At 47.7% G+C, this 18,477-nt stretch carries 13 protein-coding genes and 2 rRNA genes; 7 read left to right on the plus strand and 8 right to left on the minus strand.

Annotated elements, in window-relative coordinates; all coding sequences use genetic code 11:
* Positions 1-298 precede the first annotated feature (298 nt).
* Positions 299-3,494 (plus strand): 23S ribosomal RNA (locus tag K7B67_RS21330).
* 209 nt (positions 3,495-3,703) lie between these two features.
* Positions 3,704-3,819, plus strand: a 5S ribosomal RNA gene (gene rrf / locus K7B67_RS21335).
* 127 nt (positions 3,820-3,946) lie between these two features.
* Here the strand turns inward: rrf and K7B67_RS21340 are convergent.
* Entirely contained in the window at positions 3,947-4,720 is a 774-nt protein-coding gene (locus K7B67_RS21340; protein ID WP_252177860.1) for a siderophore-interacting protein, read from the minus strand.
* A gap of 488 nt (positions 4,721-5,208) precedes the next feature.
* Here K7B67_RS21340 and K7B67_RS21345 point away from each other — a divergent pair, with 488 nt between their 5' ends.
* Positions 5,209-6,432 (plus strand): NAD(P)/FAD-dependent oxidoreductase, encoded by a 1,224-nt coding sequence (locus tag K7B67_RS21345; RefSeq protein WP_252177861.1) that lies wholly within the window; start codon positions 5,209-5,211, stop codon positions 6,430-6,432.
* Between the two features lie 27 nt (positions 6,433-6,459).
* Here the strand turns inward: K7B67_RS21345 and K7B67_RS21350 are convergent, their stop codons facing one another.
* Positions 6,460-7,803: a hypothetical protein gene (locus K7B67_RS21350; RefSeq protein WP_252177862.1), complete on the minus strand. Its 1,344-nt coding sequence runs from the start codon at positions 7,801-7,803 to the stop codon at positions 6,460-6,462.
* Positions 7,804-7,993: 190 nt separating this feature from the next.
* Positions 7,994-9,724, minus strand: a complete 1,731-nt coding sequence (locus K7B67_RS21355) for a hypothetical protein (protein WP_252177863.1) — start codon at positions 9,722-9,724, stop codon at positions 7,994-7,996.
* A 292-nt stretch (positions 9,725-10,016) separates the two neighbouring features.
* On the opposite strand from K7B67_RS21355, the gene K7B67_RS21360 reads away from it, so the two are divergent.
* The 4 genes from K7B67_RS21360 to K7B67_RS21375 all read left to right on the plus strand — a co-directional run bounded on the left by K7B67_RS21360 (position 10,017) and on the right by K7B67_RS21375 (position 14,890).
* Positions 10,017-10,367, plus strand: coding sequence for a hypothetical protein (locus K7B67_RS21360; RefSeq protein ID WP_252177864.1), 351 nt, complete (start codon positions 10,017-10,019; stop codon positions 10,365-10,367).
* A gap of 48 nt (positions 10,368-10,415) precedes the next feature.
* Positions 10,416-11,174 carry a tRNA pseudouridine(65) synthase TruC gene (gene truC / locus K7B67_RS21365; RefSeq protein WP_252177865.1) on the plus strand — a complete coding sequence of 253 codons (759 nt, stop codon included), beginning with the start codon at positions 10,416-10,418 and terminating at the stop codon, positions 11,172-11,174.
* Positions 11,175-11,246: 72 nt separating this feature from the next.
* Positions 11,247-13,040 carry a hypothetical protein gene (locus K7B67_RS21370; protein WP_252177866.1) on the plus strand — a complete coding sequence of 598 codons (1,794 nt, stop codon included), beginning with the start codon at positions 11,247-11,249 and terminating at the stop codon, positions 13,038-13,040.
* 35 nt (positions 13,041-13,075) lie between these two features.
* The gene (locus tag K7B67_RS21375; protein ID WP_252177867.1) at positions 13,076-14,890 is read left to right on the plus strand and encodes a hypothetical protein; all 1,815 of its coding nucleotides are present in this window, start codon (positions 13,076-13,078) and stop codon (positions 14,888-14,890) included.
* A 5-nt stretch (positions 14,891-14,895) separates the two neighbouring features.
* Here the strand turns inward: K7B67_RS21375 and K7B67_RS21380 are convergent, their stop codons facing one another.
* From K7B67_RS21380 to K7B67_RS21400, 5 genes are all read right to left on the minus strand, one after another.
* On the minus strand, positions 14,896-15,426 hold the full coding sequence (locus K7B67_RS21380; protein WP_252177868.1) for a cytochrome b: 531 nt from the start codon (positions 15,424-15,426) through the stop codon (positions 14,896-14,898).
* Positions 15,427-15,648: 222 nt separating this feature from the next.
* Positions 15,649-16,296, minus strand: coding sequence for a carbonate dehydratase (gene can / locus K7B67_RS21385; RefSeq protein WP_252177869.1), 648 nt, complete (start codon positions 16,294-16,296; stop codon positions 15,649-15,651).
* A 174-nt stretch (positions 16,297-16,470) separates the two neighbouring features.
* A complete protein-coding gene (locus tag K7B67_RS21390; protein WP_252177870.1) occupies positions 16,471-17,160 on the minus strand; it encodes a hypothetical protein in 690 nt (229 codons plus the stop codon).
* A 3-nt stretch (positions 17,161-17,163) separates the two neighbouring features.
* Positions 17,164-17,976 (minus strand): orotidine-5'-phosphate decarboxylase, encoded by an 813-nt coding sequence (pyrF, locus tag K7B67_RS21395; RefSeq protein WP_252177871.1) that lies wholly within the window; start codon positions 17,974-17,976, stop codon positions 17,164-17,166.
* A 9-nt stretch (positions 17,977-17,985) separates the two neighbouring features.
* Positions 17,986-18,477, minus strand: coding sequence for a hypothetical protein (locus K7B67_RS21400; RefSeq protein WP_252177872.1), 492 nt, complete (start codon positions 18,475-18,477; stop codon positions 17,986-17,988).

Here is an 18,477-nt window from a genome sequence, read left to right on the forward strand (position 1 = left end):
CATTCATTAAGCGTATTTTGCTTCATTGTCCCCTTCTTTAACGGGAAGCGGATAATGCGATCTTTAACAATGTGGAATCCAAACTTAAATTAAGCTGAGTTGATTTAAAAGACGTTAGTCTTTTAATGAAATTCTTGCTGAGACACTCTCAAGTTATTTGCCGAAAGGTAATAGCTAATGTGTATGGCGTTCAGTTGTCAGTGGTCAGTTAACAGTGGCCAGTGATGAACTGAAGATCGTTAAAGGTAGTTATAGGAACCTTTGATTCAATCAATCATTAGATTGCTTTGGGTTATATGGTCAAGTGACTAAGCGTACACGGTGGATGCCTTGGCAGTCAGAGGCGATGAAGGACGTGGTAATCTGCGAAAAGTCTTGGGGAGCCGATAAACAGGCGTTGATCCAGGAATGTCCGAATGGGGAAACCCACTCACACAAGTGAGTATCCTTTACCTGAATACATAGGGTTTAGGAGGCGAACCCGGGGAACTGAAACATCTAAGTACCCGGAGGAAAAGAAATCAACCGAGATTCCCCCAGTAGCGGCGAGCGAACGGGGAGCAGCCCTTAAGCAATTTTTGGTCTAGTGGAAGGCTCTGGAAAGTGCCGCCATAGTGGGTGACAGCCCCGTACACGAAAGGCCAGTTATTGTGAAATCGAGTAAGACGGCACACGTGAAATGTTGTCTGAACATGGGGGGACCATCCTCCAAGGCTAAATACTCCTGACTGACCGATAGTGAACCAGTACCGTGAGGGAAAGGCGAAAAGAACCCCGTTGAGGGGAGTGAAATAGAACCTGAAACCGTGTACGTACAAGCAGTGGGAGCATCCTTAGGGGTGTGACTGCGTACCTTTTGTATAATGGGTCAGCGACTTATTTTCTGTGGCAAGGTTAACCGCATAGGGAAGCCGTAGCGAAAGCGAGTCTTAATAGGGCGCCGTTCTTCGGAACAAAGAGTCGCAGTGAATAGACCCGAAACCGGGCGATCTATCCATGAGCAGGTTGAAGATCAGGTAACACTGATTGGAGGACCGAACCCACTGTCGTTGAAAAGCCAGGGGATGACTTGTGGATAGGAGTGAAAGGCTAATCAAGCCCGGAGATAGCTGGTTCTCCTCGAAAGCTATTTAGGTAGCGCCTCGTGTCTCACCATCGGGGGTAGAGCACTGTTTGGGCTAGGGGGCCATCCCGGCTTACCAACCCCATGCAAACTCCGAATACCGATGAGTGCAATCACGGGAGACACACGGCGGGTGCTAACGTCCGTCGTGGAAAGGGAAACAACCCAGACCGTCAGCTAAGGTCCCAAAGTAATAGTTAAGTGGGAAACGATGTGAGAAGGCCCAGACAGCCAGGAGGTTGGCTTAGAAGCAGCCACCCTTTAAAGAAAGCGTAATAGCTCACTGGTCGAGTCGGCTCGCGCGGAAGATGTAACGGGGCTCAAACTATTCACCGAAGCTACGGGGGGTCAGAAGACAGATGACAGAGGACAGAAGACAGTCGTTAGCTTTTATAAAGCAGACAATCGGTTTAACTGTTCGAGCATCTGGCAAAGATGACAAAGGATTTGGATAGACTGAGTCGGTGGAATTTATACCGGATCAATCTGTCCTCCGTCTTCTGTCATCTGTCTTCTGACACCGGTAGAGGAGCGTTCTGTAAGCCGTAGAAGGTCAACCGGGAGGTGGGCTGGAGGTATCAGAAGTGCGAATGCTGACATGAGTAACGATAAAGGGAGTGAGAGGCTCCCTCGCCGGAAGACCAAGGGTTCCTGCGCAACGCTAATCGGCGCAGGGTGAGTCGGCCCCTAAGGTGAGGTCGAAAGACGTAATCGATGGGAAACAGGTTAATATTCCTGTACCCCTTTTGACTGCGATGGAGTGACGGAGAAGGCTAGGCCAGCAGGGCGATGGTTGTCCCTGTTTAAGGTCGTAGGCTGTGGACTCAGGAAAATCCGGGTCCACAAAGCCGAGAACTGATGACGAACCCACCAAGGTGGGGAAGTGGTTGATGCCAGGCTTCCAGGAAAACCTTCTAAGCATCAGGTCAAAAGGGACCGTACCCGAAACCGACACAGGTGGTCAGGTAGAGAATACCAAGGCGCTTGAGAGAACCTGGGTGAAGGAACTAGGCAAAATGGCACCGTAACTTCGGGAGAAGGTGCGCCGCTGCTGGTGACGGGACTGCTCTTTATGGGCTGAAGCTCCCCAAGCTGGCGGCGGTCGAAGATACCAGGTGGCTGCGACTGTTTATTAAAAACACAGCACTGTGCTAACACGTAAGTGGACGTATACGGTGTGACGCCTGCCCGGTGCTCGAAGGTTAATTGATGGGGTTACCTCACCCCCAAATTTTTTTTGCTGCAAGGCAAACGGCTGAGCGAGTGAAGGAGTTTACATATAAGTAAATGACTGAACGAGCGAAGACGTTTAACGCAGTCAGCGAGAAAAATTTGGAGGTGAGGGAAGCTCTTGATCGAAGCCCGAGTAAACGGCGGCCGTAACTATAACGGTCCTAAGGTAGCGAAATTCCTTGTCGGGTAAGTTCCGACCTGCACGAATGGCGTAACGATGGCCACGCTGTCTCCACCCAGGACTCAGTGAAATTGAAATCGCTGTTAAGATGCAGTGTATCCGCGGCTAGACGGAAAGACCCCGTGAACCTTTACTACAGCTTCACAGTGGATCTTGATGTTGCTTGTGTAGGATAGGTGGGAGGCTTTGAAGTGTGGACGCCAGTCTGCATGGAGCCAACCTTGAAATACCACCCTGGCAATATTGAGGTTCTAACCCAGGTCCTTTATCAGGATCGGGGACATTGTGTGGTGGGTAGTTTGACTGGGGCGGTCTCCTCCCAAAGAGTAACGGAGGAGCACGAAGGTTGGCTAAGCACGGTCGGACATCGTGCGGTTAGTGTAATGGTACAAGCCAGCTTGACTGCGAGAGGTACATCTCGAGCAGGTACGAAAGTAGGTCATAGTGATCCGGTGGTTCTGAATGGAAGGGCCATCGCTCAACGGATAAAAGGTACTCCGGGGATAACAGGCTGATACCGCCCAAGAGTTCACATCGACGGCGGTGTTTGGCACCTCGATGTCGGCTCATCACATCCTGGGGCTGAAGCCGGTCCCAAGGGTATGGCTGTTCGCCATTTAAAGTGGTACGCGAGCTGGGTTTAGAACGTCGTGAGACAGTTCGGTCCCTATCTGCCGTGGACGTTGGAAGTTTGAGGAGAGCTGCTCCTAGTACGAGAGGACCGGAGTGGACGAACCACTGGTGTTCGGGTTGTGTCGCCAGACGCATTGCCCGGTAGCTAAGTTCGGACGGGATAACCGCTGAAAGCATCTAAGCGGGAAGCCCCCTTCAAGATGAGACTTCCCTGGCCTTAAGGCCCATAAGAGACGTTGAAGACTACGACGTTGATAGGCGGGGTGTGTAAGCGTTGTGAGGCGTTGAGCTAACCCGTACTAATGACTCGAGAGGCTTGACCATATAACGCCAAAGCGATTTGCGCAGCGCAGCGAAGCTGCGGGTTTTAAGGCTTTAAAGCTGTAAGGCTATAAGGTTTTAAGACAAACCATACATGAAGAGTGTGAAGCAAGAAAAAGCTTATTTAAACAGGATTCCAGAACCGGATTGAAATAAACTTTAAAGCCTTAAAGCCTTAAAGCCTCATGAACCTCCGGTTCAAACCAGTTTTGCCTGGTGACCATAGAGCGTTGGAACCACCCGATCCCATCCCGAACTCGGTAGTGAAACGACGCATCGCCGATGGTAGTGTGGGGTTTCCCTATGTGAGAGTAGGTCATCGCCAGGCATTGAATACAGCAAAACCCCAGTTGAGAGATCGACTGGGGTTTTTGCGTTGTGCGTTATGGTTATCCACTTCCTTTTCTAATAGACCGTCCATGGTCGTCTGTGCAGGAAAAAGTGTGTACAGGCCCTTATTTTTCAGCGAGCCTCTCTCTTTTTTGTACTTTGTGGGCTTCATCTGGAAGGCCAAGCTGCCAGTAGCTACTGATGTAGCGTGAGGAGCGGGGGGTCAGAGATTGTCCATTTGCCCAGTTTCTGATCTCCAGTACAGCGTTCAACTCACTGGCAGCCCATAGGTAAGGGTTTCCAGGCAGGCGAGGCAGATTGGCCAAGGCTTCTTTTAAAAGCTCTTTCTGCTGCCCTGGATGAGGGTTTATCACCCAGATAATTTCCATGCCTTCAGGAATTGATGATGCTTCCAGAGCCAAGGATTGCTGATCGTCCTGATGAGGAATTTCCAGAATGACGTAGCCTTTTGCATGGCTGGGTAAAATCTCTATGTTGGCACGAATGGCGGGCAGTGCGGTCAGATCTCCGGTGAGTACAAACCAGTCTGCGTCCAGGTCAACCAGCTTGGTAGGGCCCGGTCCGGATACTGAGATCGGATCGCCAATGCTGGCATCTTCAAGCCAGCGTGCAGCAGGCCCCTGGTCACGGGTATTTGGGTGTACTGCGAAATCAATTGTTAACTGTTGTGTATGCTGATCACTGGAAACGACGGTGTAACTTCTCCGGAGTGGCTTCTCGGGTGTGGCAGGATTATCGAAAACCAGCTTTATATAAGCACTGGCTTGATCTGGTGGGAAATCAGAAAGAGATTCTCCGGTCAGGACGACCCGTTTCATATGAGGACTCAGGGACTCAATGCTCTTTACAGATAGCTCTCTTGCAGGAGATCTTGCCATATAACTACTCAAAGGATCTTAGGATTTAATTGAGAATCATTATCATGGCTGTCTGGTGCAATTTCAAGCAGTGATAACGACCTCTTGTTCTTTGCCTGACATGAGTCGATATCAAAGCACTAACATCTTTTCGACGAACGTATAAACCCTTTCTTTGAGGTAGGGGGAGTTCGTCGGGAGTCCGTTGGGACTCCTTCTATCAACAATATCAATGTTTCCGTTGAAATATGATGTTGATGTAACTACATTTCCTCTAGCATAAATGCGCATATACGAAATTCGGGGTAGGTCATACCCTTAGAGCCTGCCAAGCGAACGATGCTGTAATGTCGTCGGCAACAGGAAACTGCTAAAGCCGTGAGGCTGAAGCCTGCACTATCTAATTAGTGCAGAATCACCATCCTTTAGGGTGGTGAGTATGTCAATCTGAAAACCCACTGACAGCCGATGTGCTGACGGCTTTACCGTTTATTTGAAAGCTATTGAATATGCCCCTGACCAGAGCGCTACAATCTGACTACGATGCCATTATTATCGGTGCCGGTGCATCGGGCCTTATGTGCGCGCTCACGGCGGGTTATCGGGGCCGCAGGGTTCTGGTACTGGATCACGCCAACAAGATTGGGAAGAAAATTATCATTTCAGGGGGTGGACGCTGTAACTTCACCAATCTCTACACCGAGCCTGCCCATTACCTGTCAAACAACTTGCACTTCTGTAAGTCAGCCCTGGCACGTTATAACCAGTGGGATTTTCAGGCACTTGTGGATAAGTATCAGGTGGCCTGGCATGAAAAAACACTGGGGCAGCTTTTCTGTAACAATCGTTCACAGGAGATCGTCGATCTGCTGGTCAGTGAGTGTCGGGATGCCGGTGTCACCATTCGAGCCAAAGCCCGTGTTGAATCCATACAGTCCAATGAATCTTCGGGTTACGCACTGGCCACCAATATCGGCGATTTTTCCTGTCAGTCACTGGTGGTGGCAACCGGTGGTTTATCATTCCCGACCATGGGAGCCACCGGTTTTGGATATGAGGTAGCTGAACAGTTTGGTCATAAACTGATTGAGCAAAAACCGGCACTGGTACCTTTCACTATGAATCAGGCCTGGCTGAAACACTTTGTAGAACTTTCCGGTGTCAGCTCCGAAGTGATAGCCCGCTGCAATGGGCAGTCTTTTCGGGAAAATATTCTGTTCACCCACCGTGGTGTCAGTGGGCCGGTTATTTTACAGATCTCGTCCTATTGGAATCCGGGGGATACGGTTGCTATTAACTGGATTCCTGGCGTAGATATTCACGACTGGCTTCAGTCCTGTGCCAGACAGAGGCCCAAGGCACAGACTGCCACTATTTTGTCTGAACATATGACCAAGAGGTTGTCTCAAGCCTTGTGTGAGCAAGGCCAGCTGAGATTATTAACCGACAATGGTCAAAAGCCCATGGCACACTACACCTCGGCTGAACTTGAAGATCTGGCTGAAGCACTGGAGAACTGGGAATTGAAACCTTCTGGTACAGAAGGCTATAAAAAAGCAGAGGTGACGCTGGGTGGCGTGGACACTGCGAAAATCTCGTCGAAAACATTTGAGAGCCGCATCCAGCCAGGGCTTTTCTTTATCGGTGAAGTTCTCGATGTAACCGGCCACCTGGGGGGCTTTAACTTCCAGTGGGCCTGGGCTTCAGGCCATTGTGCCGGACAGTATATTTAGTTTGCGCAGAGACAGAACCGGCAATACTTACATAATCGGGATATTCAGCAAATACATCACAGGCAAGATAATAGACATTACCGTGTAATATACAGGATCAAAACCCTCCACAACATCCGGAACAGGTTCTGTTAAAGAGTAGGCATAGCGTAAGGCAATCACAGACTGTTGAGTCAATGTAGGGATAACATTGAACATGCCTGCCGGAGTAATCATAGAATTTATAATCATACCGCCATAGGCAAGCAGCAAATGCCAGTGTTCCATGTTCATATTTTGAGCACCATACAGGGCTGCAAATGCTGTCACCAGATAAGCTGAAGTCGAGCCTCCCACCATCACCAGCATTGCCTCAGGAATACGAATATTTCTGATGTAAGCCAACACTGAGGTCACAGCCAATGTGGTACAGAAATAATATGCAGGCCAATTGGCCTTCTTGAAAGCAGACCAGTAGCCAATATTGCGTAAATTGTCTATCAAACTTAAAACCGAACTTACATAATGAGACGCCAATAAAATTCTGACCAGTTTATTAGAACTGAACAATTCACGATGATGACCACTTACCAGAAAATAGGCCCGAAGTGCCTGAACGGCCAAAACAGCGTAGATCGAATTACCTTCCCCCCACCAGGCTGAAGTCAGTGTACCCAGTGTCAGCGTACCTGCGATAAAGGCAGCAGATGGTACATTGAGATCTCTGTAGACATAAAGAAGTCGATAACTGGTATGTAATAGCCAGGCTACGCTGATACCTGAAATGGCATAACCAAGCACTTCAGGATGATAGCACTGGGACTTACTACCAGAAAAAAAACAATTCAGGAAACTTGATTGATCAGACTGTTTTTCAATGGTTTGCGGTGGCTGCTTCCGGACAGCCGCCAGATGGTCTTTTAGAACCTGATAGAAATCCCCGATGCCATTATATAAGTGCCACCATGTACTGTATTGAGAGTAAACCAAGGGCAAAAAAGAAAACCCTTGTTTCAAGGTCTCATAAACAGCCTGCAACAACTCAGGGTCATCATAAAGTGCTTCATCGATCAAATGGTTTGTTGCATTCAGCCCTCCTTCATTATAAGAGACATCATCAAGTCGACTGAAAATACTATTGATTGTCTCCAGAACTTTTCCACTATCCTCGCCATTAAAAGTTAAATTATCAAAACCCTGCTCCTTTAATGCACTTTTGATTTCAGGGGAGAGTCCCCGAACGCCCCCAAACAGAGCCATGTCAGTACTATTGCCTGAATGAAAATCGACCTCTTCATTAGCCAGAGAAAAACAGGAAGCCAACGTAAAAAACAACACCAGTATTTTTTTCATAGCAAAATAAAATAATGAATCAGACCTATAAGAAATCAAACTCGTAACTCCTCACTTTTAAAACTACCCCAAGAAAGAAGACACTGTTCAGATAGGCGCTGTTCAGCAAAAGTGAATAAGCGGCAATCCCCTTGGGGCGAATGGGCAAAATTTTTTCCTGTCTCTTATGAATCCCTTGATGGGAGGGCATCCACTTTCGAATTGAACAGCGCATTTCCGTTGCATGAGCCTAAGGTAGCAGAGTGAAAGAGGATTTTTGGTTGCAGGTTGGACACTTAACACCAAAACGCTGTAACTTCCAGGCAGAGAGTAAGTTGTCATCCAGTTGATTCTGGATTAACTGGTTCTGACAATCTGCACAGATAGGGTGCTTGCATGCCAGGTTCATCAACGCGACAGGCTCATCCTCATCGAGTCCATCAAAGGTACCCTCTTCATTGCTTATTGAAGGACGTTTACAGACTGGACAACTGTCATCATCACCGTTGTAATCCGTAGCTTCAAAATTTGGTAATACACGCTTGCCTGAACGGACAGCATTAACAGCTCTTTCGGCCCAGTTAAACCCGACGGAATATCCCAGGTAAGCCAACTGCATACTTAACAGTTTATTGACCCATGCAGGCACTTTATACTGGGCAACCACACAGCTGCTATCCTCATTGCAGCCAGTATCCAGAGCCAATGTTTGCTGTCCATCAAACTGGCTGCTCCAGGTGATAGTAGCCTCAGGGAATCCATCTGAACCGGGTAAAGTGAAATATGAACTATCTTCAGTGTGTCGTATGTCAACAACCTCCCCCTGGCTTTCCCCGTTATAAAAGTAATAATGCAGAGCATTTCCTGCTGTATTCTTAATCTGAACAGTCTCATTGTTGCCGTACTCATTGAGAAACTCAGCGACTTCTTCAAGAAAAACTGGGGCAAGAAGGGTTCGAGCCCTGGTGATAGCTGAACGATTATGAGAATTAGAAAAAGCAGACAACAGATAAGGTGAAAGGGCTTCCGGTTTGTTCAAACCAGAAGCCTTCTGGACGAATATACCGTATACCAGTTCATCACCATCGTGCACACGGAAACAAATATAGGCCAGCGCAACAACATACTCTGACATTTGAATGCCGTTCGGCAGAGACGAAGGCATGGGAAAGAACTTGGAAAATAATGGACCTATATAGACAGCGCTGAGGCCATTCTTATTCATAGCTTCTGCCAGGGCGCTGTAACCATCATGGCCTGTACTCCGTTCGCTAACCCCTGTTCTTTCCAGTTTGTAAGCAGTCGTCTTAACAGGAGATGGTTCAGTGTAGATAATGAACAAATCAGCTGCGTGTCCTGTCACGTTCAAATCCGTATGGGTTGTGGTATTACTCTTATCTTCCAAGAACGACAAGCTTAGTATTTTTGCCAGTGGTAACAGCAATACAAGCTTTGGACTAAAGTATGTTCTCAGGGGATCATTCAGGTTGTGCTCTTCTCTTGTCAGCACTATGCAGGCAATGGCAGCATAAGGCATGGGATAATCAAGAGAAAAAAGACTCCGAACCAGGGCATATCCAAACCTGAGTCGGGTTAGAATCGCATCCGTATAAAGAAAGGCTGACATCATCGTACCCAATATCGCAATGGAATAGGAATTGAGCCAGTGATGGTGAAAATAAAACCCATAACTCAAACCCATGGTAGAAAATATGGCCGACATGACACCACCAAACAAGAAGGACTGCCATACCCGGTTCACGTCATCCCGGGTTAAATCATCCAGATAAATGACTCTGTTACCAAGTTGAACGGTTGTACCTTCATCAGATACCGCAATTCTGTTGTTTGCCAGGACAGGCTCAACCATAGACAGAGATAAAGTCACTCCCTGAAGCCCCACTGAAACTTTTGCAGAAAGGCATAACAGCACCATGGCGTAAGGAAGCAGAAGGCCTTTCGCCCTGAACAAAAAATTCATCGTTTTTCCTCAACTGGATACCGGTACATTGAGTACGGGGTTCCTTGACGCTTGATAATCTGACCGCATCAAGCACTTGTTAGAATTGGGTTAGAAGCAATAAGACTTCGGAAACTGGAGTCTGAAGCTTGCCGCTGCACAATTTAGACAAGAATTGCCGGTTTTTCATCCCGTGCACAGCAAAAGTATTGGAAGCTCGCTCCTTCAGAGGCGAGTCGTTCACAATAGCAGCTAACTCCAAGGGTAAAATGGTTATAGAATCAAACAGAACTTTATTTCGATGGTAGAACTCATGAAGTTTATTAATCGTTGTGTTGTAACCCTGAAGCCCGGACAGCCTTTTATTGATTGGGCAAAAGGACTGGGCACCGACTTGCCGGAAGACTGGAGCCTGGAAGGTGGTTCCTACCTGCTGGATGAGCAGGAAACGGAGGAAGGCCTTAAGGCGGTACTGACCAACAACGCCCGTGCCATGATGGAAAATGAATTGTCCGCCTGGGAAGAAGATCCGGGTCGCTGGCCTGAGCAGAGAGACATCGAAGCCTTGAACCGCTGGTTTGATGTTTACGTTTCAGTAGCAGGTTTTGACCTGGGTCGCGAAAGTCTTATGAGAGCCGATCTCTCTGATCTTGAGGTAATGTGATAGCGATTTACCTGCCATATAGCCTCCTTTAAGGTTGAGATGTCGTATATGTCCGAAGAGACTTCAGAATTACTGGAAATCATTTATCAGGATCAATGGCTAGTGGCGGTTAACAAGCCATCGGGCCTGCTGGTGCATCGTTCCATGATTGACCGGCATGAAACCCGGTTTGCCTTACAGATCGTCAGAGATCAAGTGGGTCAGCGGGTTTATCCACTGCACCGTCTGGATAAGCCTACTTCAGGTGTTTTACTGTTTTCCCTGTCGCCGGAGGTTGCCCGGCTGGCAGGAAAACAATTTGAGGACGGGTTGGTGGAGAAAACCTATCTGGCGGTTGTCAGAGGGTATGTGCCAGAGTTTGGTGTGATTGATCATCCGCTGAAAGAAGAGCTGGATAAAATGACCGATCGCAAGGCACGCCAGGATAAACCGGCCCAAGAGGCGGTTACCGCTTATGAAAGACTGGCAACAGTCGAGCTGCCGATTGCCATAGAAAGATACCCAACCAGCCGCTACTCGCTGGTGAGAGTCTGGCCGAAAACGGGCAGGAAACATCAGATTCGTCGGCATATGAAGCACATTGCCCATCCGATTATTGGCGATGCCAAACATGGGAAGGGAGTGCATAACCGATATTTTGCCCAACACTTTTCAGCCGGAAGATTACTGCTGGCCTGTACGGATATGGAACTGACCCATCCCGTTACTCACCAACGGCTTTTTTTATCTGCTTCGCTGGATGATGTCTTTTCTGGTTTGATAACTCGCTTTGGCTGGAATAGGTCACTTTGCCGGAATGGTGAATAATTTTCCCGATTCTCCATGACGAATCTCGATTAAGTATCTAGTCTCCCTGAATGGTTTGTTTCAGGAGGCTCTATGCTCAGAGCGGGTTTGAGTGTGTTGTTTTTATTTTTGTCGCTTGGAGCGTTTCACAGTCACGGATATGACGACTACAAAAAAGATAAAATAGTAACAGATGAATCGGGTCATCAAAGTTGCCAACAATGTCGGGAAAGTCTTGATGCCTGTGGTTGCCGATGTCATCAATGTGGCAAGCCGTTCAGGGAGAAAAGGTTAATCGCCCAGGCAAGAACAAGAAAAAAAGGGCAAGACAAAAAAGAGCAAGACAAAAAAGAGCAAGACAAAAAAGAGCAAGACTCCGCCCAGAGTGACAGAGGCAAAGAACCCAAGGCCAGAGAGGTCTATTTATCCACTGACAATACTTGCCAGTGTGAAGAAAAGCCTTTGGTCAGAAAGTGGCTATGGGATCCTCAACAGGAGCCTGGTTGCAGTACGTGGGTGGATGCTTTTGATGGACCTTCAAACTCTCAGATGGCTTTATCAGAATTAACTGTGAGAGGTGCTTTCCACGAAGAGCCTCCTGCTCCTGTTTCAAGTTCTGCTCCTGTTTCAGGTTCAGGTGCATATTCAGATCAAGATTCAGATTCAGAACCAGATAAGGAAAATCAACTTGATCGTAAATGGTTTACACAGCGGAATGATCTTAGCGGCTTCAGGCAGCAGGTTCCGCTTAAAGTCAAACCTTTAAGCCAGAAATATCCACCCTCAGCTTTACCCTTTAATATTCGTTATCTGGAAGAAGCCATGGTACCTCTGGGATGTGACGTTACCGATATACGAGAGCAGCAGTTTCAGCTGGTATTACATCAGGTTCAGACTGCCATTGAACAGGATGATAGCTTGGCAGTTTATAATTGGCAGGAGGATACCGGCTCATGGGTGCGGGCTGGCATGCAACAGCGTGTAGTAGCAGGGTTGGCCTCTGTTGGGTGGGTGGATGCGGATGCTAAACCTGTCAGCAATATTAAGTCTGTGAGTGATGGTCATTATGCCCTGGTTCTACCCAATGCTGAGGGTGGTCATTCCATTGCCGTCGTTATTGTAGAAGACAAAGTAACCCTGATTTTCCTTCTGAATCAGGAGGGGGCTTTGGTTTGTTACATCAACAATCAAAAACTTGCCGTTATGTGCGCGATTGAATGCTACCTGAGGGTTGGAGGCGAGCTTTATCAAGTTAAGATACCGATCTCGAAGGAGGTGATTGATTACATGATAGGGGCTAGCCATAAGGCTTTTTATGGCCCGGATTATGATGAGGAATCAGAAGACTTGCAGAAGGTAGATTGCAGCAGTGAGGGCGGTGTGAAGCTGGCTTCTAATACTTCCGTAGGTCACGACGTCGCTATTCGACAATGTTTTTTGAATCAAATGCCTGACAATTTCCAAAAAATTTCATTGCCTCAGGAGTTGGACGAATCCCGGCTTCCTGACTTATACGCTTTGTTGCAGTTGATGGATGTTGGTCAAGCGATGATGACGCTTAAGATTGATCTTGAGGCTGAAGAGCTGCAGGCGTTCAACTCAATCCAGCAATTAACGAACACGGCACTGGGTGAGGGTGATTTTATCCTGATGATTCAGGAACCCGGCGAGTCGACATTTATGGCAATGATCTCCACTAATGGAGTCAGTATGACACTGCGAATGTTGTGCTTCTCAGACAATATTGACGAGCGAGCTTCGTTGCGGGCTTCCAGTGGGCTGTTTTGTCAATGGGACAAAGCGCTACAGGTTCTTGTATCGACTTTAAGAACAGGCCACAACGTCAAGGTTTACCGATTAAAGTCACGTGATGGCAGTCATTATTAATTTATAAAAGGCAAGCATTGCAGGTGTGATGTTGTATGGATATTAAAGTGAGCTGGACTGATCTGCCTGAAGGGTCTGGTTCAGGAGGCTGTATGTTCGGAGCGGGTTTGAGTGTGTTGTTGTTTTTATTTTTATCGCTTGGTGCCTTCTACAGTCACGGCTCTGACGACCACAAGAAAGATAAAATAGTGATAGATCAATCAGGTCGCCAACGCTGTCAACAATGTCGGCATAGGCTTGAGAAATGTCGTTGTACATGTGGTCGCTGTGGCAGGACGTTCAGGGAAAAAAAAGTCGTCCGGGCAAGAGCCAGTAAAAATGTGCAGTTCTATCCTTCGATTAATAAACAGAAAAATAAAGAGCCCAAGCCCAGAGAGGTGTATATATCCACTGAGAAGACTTGCCAGTGTGAAGAACAACCTTTGTTTAAAAAACCACGATGGGATCCTCGGTTAGACCCTGGTTGCAGTCGATGGGCTGATGCTGTTGATACGTTTTCAACCAGCCAAATAGCTTTATCAGAGCCATCCTTCAATGGTTTTTCCGGAGCAGGGCTTTCTGTCCCCGTTCCTGCCCTCGTTCCTGCCCTCGTTCCTGCCCTCGTTCCTGCCCTCGTTCCTGCCCCCGTTCCTGATGAGGAAAGTCAGAGTGGTTGTGAATGGCTGGAGCAGCCGTTTGATTTTTTTGATGGTGCCCAGCAGAAGTCTCCAGTTTTTGACGAACTTCCCTGCGAACAAGAAGTATTATCCGCTGAATCCTTCAACGTCTGTTATCTGGAAATTAACATGGACACCTACACTCTCGATGCTTCAAATGAAATAGTACATAAACTTCAGCAGCTGTTAATTCATGTGCAGACTGAAATTCAACAGAGTGTAGTGGCAGGGTTGATCTCTGTTGGTTGGATGAGTGCATCCACTCAACCCCTGGACAATATCCAGATTTTGGATGAGGGCGAATACGTTTTGACGCTTCCCAATCCTCAGGGAGGTTATTTCTTTTCCCTGATTGTCCTGAAAGGCAGTTGGAGCTTCGCTTTTCTTTTAAATCAGGCTGGCAAAGCGGTGTGCTATGTCGATCATGATCAAAGTTTCACTGTTTGGACGATCAGCCGTTACCTGAACAAGTTAAGTGGTCAGCTTTACCGGGTTCAGTTGTCTGAATTCAGTCGTCTATTGCGTTACATGTTGAAGGGGATTTCAAAGGATTATGTTCGCCTGTATGATGATGAAGCAGCAGCAAAAGCAGCAGCAGAGGCAGAGGCAGAGGCAGAAGCAGAGGCAGAGGCAGAGGCAGAAAGCTTGCAAAAGGCAGTTCGTAGCCGTGGGCGTGGGGTGACTCTGGCTTCAGATACCTTAATGGGTCATGACATTGCTATTCGGCAATGTTTTTTGAATCAAATGTCTAACAATTGCCAAAAAATTTCATTGCCTCCGGAGTTGGACGAATCCCGGCTTCCGAATTTATACGCCTTGTCGTTGGAGCTGATGGATGTTGGTCTGGCGATGATGGCGCTTAAGATTAATCTTGAGGTTGAAGAGCTGCAGGAGTTCAACTCAATCCAGCAATTAACCAGCACTGCACTGGGTGAGGGTGATTTTATTCTGGTGATCCGGGAACCCAACGAACCAACATTTATCGCAATGATCTCGACGGATGGTGCCAGAATGACACTGAGAATGTTGTGCTTCTCCGACAATATTGACGAGCGAGCTTCGTTGCGGGCTGCCAGTGGGCTGGTGTGTCAGTGGGATAAAGCGCTACAGGTTCTGGTATCGACTTTAAGAACAGGCCATAACATCAGGGTTTACCGACTGGTAAAAAGGGCTCCTGACCGGAGCCCTTTTTAGCCGGCTCAGAGCATTCTGCCCAGCACATCGTTTTCAGGTTTATCCATAAACCGGTGTTTAAGCGCACCCACAATATGAAGGGCTATAACGGCCAGAAATGCATAGGGAATATAAGAGTGGATCGTATGGAGAGTCCCTGCCAGCTCTTTGTTGTCTTCCATGAGCTCAGGCAGTGGGATGCCAAAAAGGAACAGATCATGCCCGCCCGCATCGGACATGGTGATACCGCTGAGAGGTACAAGAATCATCAAGGCATAGAGAGAATAATGAGTGAGCCTGGCCAATATCTTCTCGTGATTGGGTAAATCTTTAGGTAGCTCAGGTACTTTGCTGAATAATCGTACCAGAATGCGGGTCGTTACCAGCAGGAGTATAAGGATGCCAAAAGACTTGTGCCAAGGGTAGATGTCGTATTTATAGCTGACCTCTTTGGACAGGCTTGCCATATACCAGCCACTGGCGATGATACCCAGGATGGTAAAGGCCATCAGCCAGTGCAACAGTCTCATCAGGACCGGATATTTTTCAGGCGTCATAGATTTATCCTCTGAAGTGGAAAGCGCATTGCGGCTTACTATTTATTGTTTTATTTAAAGCAGTCATAAGTGAAAACGACAGTTCACTGATGAAGATGTACTTATTCTTACTTTAAATTGAACTTATGTCACGGGGTTTTGGCAAATACAGATGCCGGGTGATAGTTCAGGGAGAAAGCCGACAGCCACGGAGAATGACCATCGGAACTTACAGAAGAAGAGTCAGCGGGTAATCAGCCTGATAGCATCGCTGTAGAGTCCATTGAGACTGTCAGGATCGGAGACACAGAGTCCCAGATCCCTCAGCAGGCCGTCTTTCAGCCCATAAATCCAGCTGTGCACCGTCAGGTCCTGCCCACGCAGCCAGGCATCCTGAACGATGGTGGTCTGGCAGACATTCAGAGCCTGTTCTACAACATTCAGTTCGTACATACGTTCGAACACGTCTTCCTGACTGCCCAGAGTATTCAGGAAGGTTTGATGCTTGTGCTGTACATCTTGAATGTGACGCAGCCAATTATCAATCAGACCCAGTTTGCGATTCTTTACCGCCTCCTGGACACCGCCACAGCCGTAGTGGCCGGTCACTATAATGTGCTCCACTTTCAGGTACTCAACGGCGAACTGGATAACCGAGAGGCAGTTGAGGTCGGTGTGAATGACCTGATTGGCCACATTGCGATGAACAAACAGCTCACCAGGTATCAGGCCGGTAATCTGGTTGGCAGGTACCCGACTGTCAGAGCAGCCTATCCAGAGGTATTTGGGAGCCTGTTGCTGAGAAAGTTGCTCAAAAAAATCAGGTTCTTTTTCCCGAACAGCATCTGACCATTCGCGGTTTTGGTCCAGCAGCTTCTTGAGTCTTCGCATGGGAAGCTTCCTTATCAGAAATAACGCCTAAGTATACCGCTGAAACAACAGAAGCCAACAACGGCGAGGATTTTAAGGGAGTGCCGAACGGGGTGTTTTCAAGATAGTTGTACCTTCGTTGCAATTCCTCGCAATGGCTTTGCTATTTTAAGCTCGAAATGGGCATTAAAAATATTAAAAGGTTGCTTCTTCTACTATTTCAAAATTGCCAACAATCACAGATTCAGAAATGGTAATATCGGGTCCCATCACAATTTGATAATAACCATCGGACAGTTGCGCTAAGTTAGGGACGTATGTGGTTTGCATCCGTGCATCGACTTGGTTATGTAGATAACAGGGTAATCCATAATAGGATGTGGATACCTTTCCCGGCATGAAGAGAACCGTCCCTGATGCTCTCCCTCCAGTCACGAATAGATGGTTCATCACATCGACAACTCCGGAATGCTCTATTTGGTTTTTTTTATGATGTACATAGTATTTCCCCTCAGATGTTCTGATTAAATACATTGTGCAACCAGTGCAATCGGGATTTTCATGTTTAACCTCTGCAAAATAGTCAATGATTCCGGGTATACCCTCTATTTTGATGTTTACCGTTTCTCCGTTGCGTTCTACAACAAAATCCCTTGAGGAAGTTTTTATTATTGTTCCGAATGAAAGTGGTATTTGAAGCAACACGACAAAATAAGACAATAAAAATAGACGCTTACACATGCTAATCCTTTTTAAAAAATAGGGAGAAGTAGATGTATAGAAGATAAACGCATTATTGGCAAACTGCTTATCAGGATCAGGGGCTGTCTTTGTAAAGGTCTTTGTAAAGGAAGATACCGGTTCAGGATATCTTCCAATAGCCATTTGTTAACGGTACTGATTTACCTGATCTCTAAGTTCAATGGCAGCCGCCCTGGCTGCTTCGGCAAAGTTTTCATCATTGCCGGCATAAAGAATACCGCGGGAAGAGTTGACAATGATGCCTTCACCCTGATGGTTGAGACCATTTTTAACAGTGGCTTCTACGTCGCCACCCTGGGCGCCCAGGCCCGGAACCAGGAATGTCATATCACCGGTAAGGGTACGGATCCGCTTGAGTTCTTCAGGGTTGGTGGCGCCGACAACCAGCAGCAGGTTATTGTGGTCGTTCCACTCCTCCTTGGCTTTACGGGCAATGACTTCATACAGGAAATCGTCACCCACCTTCAGGTTCTGGATGGCAGCGGCCCCGGGGTTGGAGGTTCGGCAAAGGATGATGGTGCCCTTGTCTTCGTAGCGGGTGAAGGGCGCAATGGTATCAATGCCCATATACGGGTTGACGGTGATGGCGTCTGCGCCATAGCGAGCAAATGCTTCCGTCGCATACTGATCCGCCGTACTGCCAATATCACCCCGCTTTGAGTCGAGAATAACGGGAATATCCGGGTAATTATCTTTGATGTATTCGATGGTCTGAGCCAGTTCCTCTTCAGCGCCACGGGCATGATAATGGGCCGCCTGGGGTTTGTAAGCACACACTAAGTCGGCAGTGGCATCAATGATGAAACGATTAAATTCCAAAATAGGCTGTTCCAGCGCCTGAATATGGGCGGGAAACTTCTCGGGCAGAGGGTCCAGACCTACGCAGAGCAGAGAGTTGTTCTTACGCATAGCCGCCTGAACCTGATCCAGAAAACGCATAACAAAGCCTTATGTAGCGGTGAACGATGTCTGGGCGGGCAGTGTAACAGATTGCAGGCCGGGTTTGTTGCGACCCATAAGAAATTTGCCGGGCAGAGGGATTATAGGCGGCTTTGCGCCACGCTTCAGGGTTTCTGAAGTTCCGTATTTTCTGAGTTCCTGATATACCGCTTTACAGGCCATCAGGTTTTTAATGGTTTGTTTGGCGACTATTGTCATTACGGGGATGAGATATAAGGCCATCAGCAGAGGGTGAGAGATGGCCTGCAGGATGATCAGATAAGCGCCAACAATGGCACCTGCCGCTTGCAGTACACTGACGGTTCGGCGCACTTTAATGACCTGACTGACCAGTGTTCCCAACAGATAGCCTGCGACCGCACCGGGAATAGCGACCACGGTGGTCAGTAATCGCGCTCCTTCAATAATGCCCCTGATCGGGCTTATAGCGGCGAAAAGAGCTGTTTGGATGGCTGCACTGAATTTTCCTGTTTTCTGCAT

This window comes from Endozoicomonas sp. 4G (genome assembly GCF_023822025.1).
In the GTDB taxonomy this organism is placed as follows: Bacteria; Pseudomonadota; Gammaproteobacteria; order Pseudomonadales; family Endozoicomonadaceae; genus Endozoicomonas_A.

Bases quoted from the DNA above. Each gene is read 5' to 3' on its own strand.
- K7B67_RS21340 (WP_252177860.1), bottom strand. From the start codon at position 4,720: ATGGCAAGATCTCCTGCAAGAGAGCTATCTGTAAAGAGCATTGAGTCC.
- truC (WP_252177865.1), top strand. From the start codon at position 10,416: ATGTCCGAAGAGACTTCAGAATTACTGGAAATCATTTATCAGGATCAA.
- pyrF (WP_252177871.1), bottom strand. From the start codon at position 17,976: ATGCGTTTTCTGGATCAGGTTCAGGCGGCTATGCGTAAGAACAACTCT.
- K7B67_RS21370 (WP_252177866.1), top strand. From the start codon at position 11,247: ATGCTCAGAGCGGGTTTGAGTGTGTTGTTTTTATTTTTGTCGCTTGGA.
- K7B67_RS21375 (WP_252177867.1), top strand. From the start codon at position 13,076: ATGGATATTAAAGTGAGCTGGACTGATCTGCCTGAAGGGTCTGGTTCA.
- K7B67_RS21380 (WP_252177868.1), bottom strand. From the start codon at position 15,426: ATGACGCCTGAAAAATATCCGGTCCTGATGAGACTGTTGCACTGGCTG.
- K7B67_RS21400 (WP_252177872.1), bottom strand. From the start codon at position 18,477: ATGCAGAAAACAGGAAAATTCAGTGCAGCCATCCAAACAGCTCTTTTC.
- K7B67_RS21360 (WP_252177864.1), top strand. From the start codon at position 10,017: ATGAAGTTTATTAATCGTTGTGTTGTAACCCTGAAGCCCGGACAGCCT.
- can (WP_252177869.1), bottom strand. From the start codon at position 16,296: ATGCGAAGACTCAAGAAGCTGCTGGACCAAAACCGCGAATGGTCAGAT.
- K7B67_RS21390 (WP_252177870.1), bottom strand. From the start codon at position 17,160: ATGGCTATTGGAAGATATCCTGAACCGGTATCTTCCTTTACAAAGACC.
- K7B67_RS21345 (WP_252177861.1), top strand. From the start codon at position 5,209: ATGCCCCTGACCAGAGCGCTACAATCTGACTACGATGCCATTATTATC.
- K7B67_RS21355 (WP_252177863.1), bottom strand. From the start codon at position 9,724: ATGAATTTTTTGTTCAGGGCGAAAGGCCTTCTGCTTCCTTACGCCATG.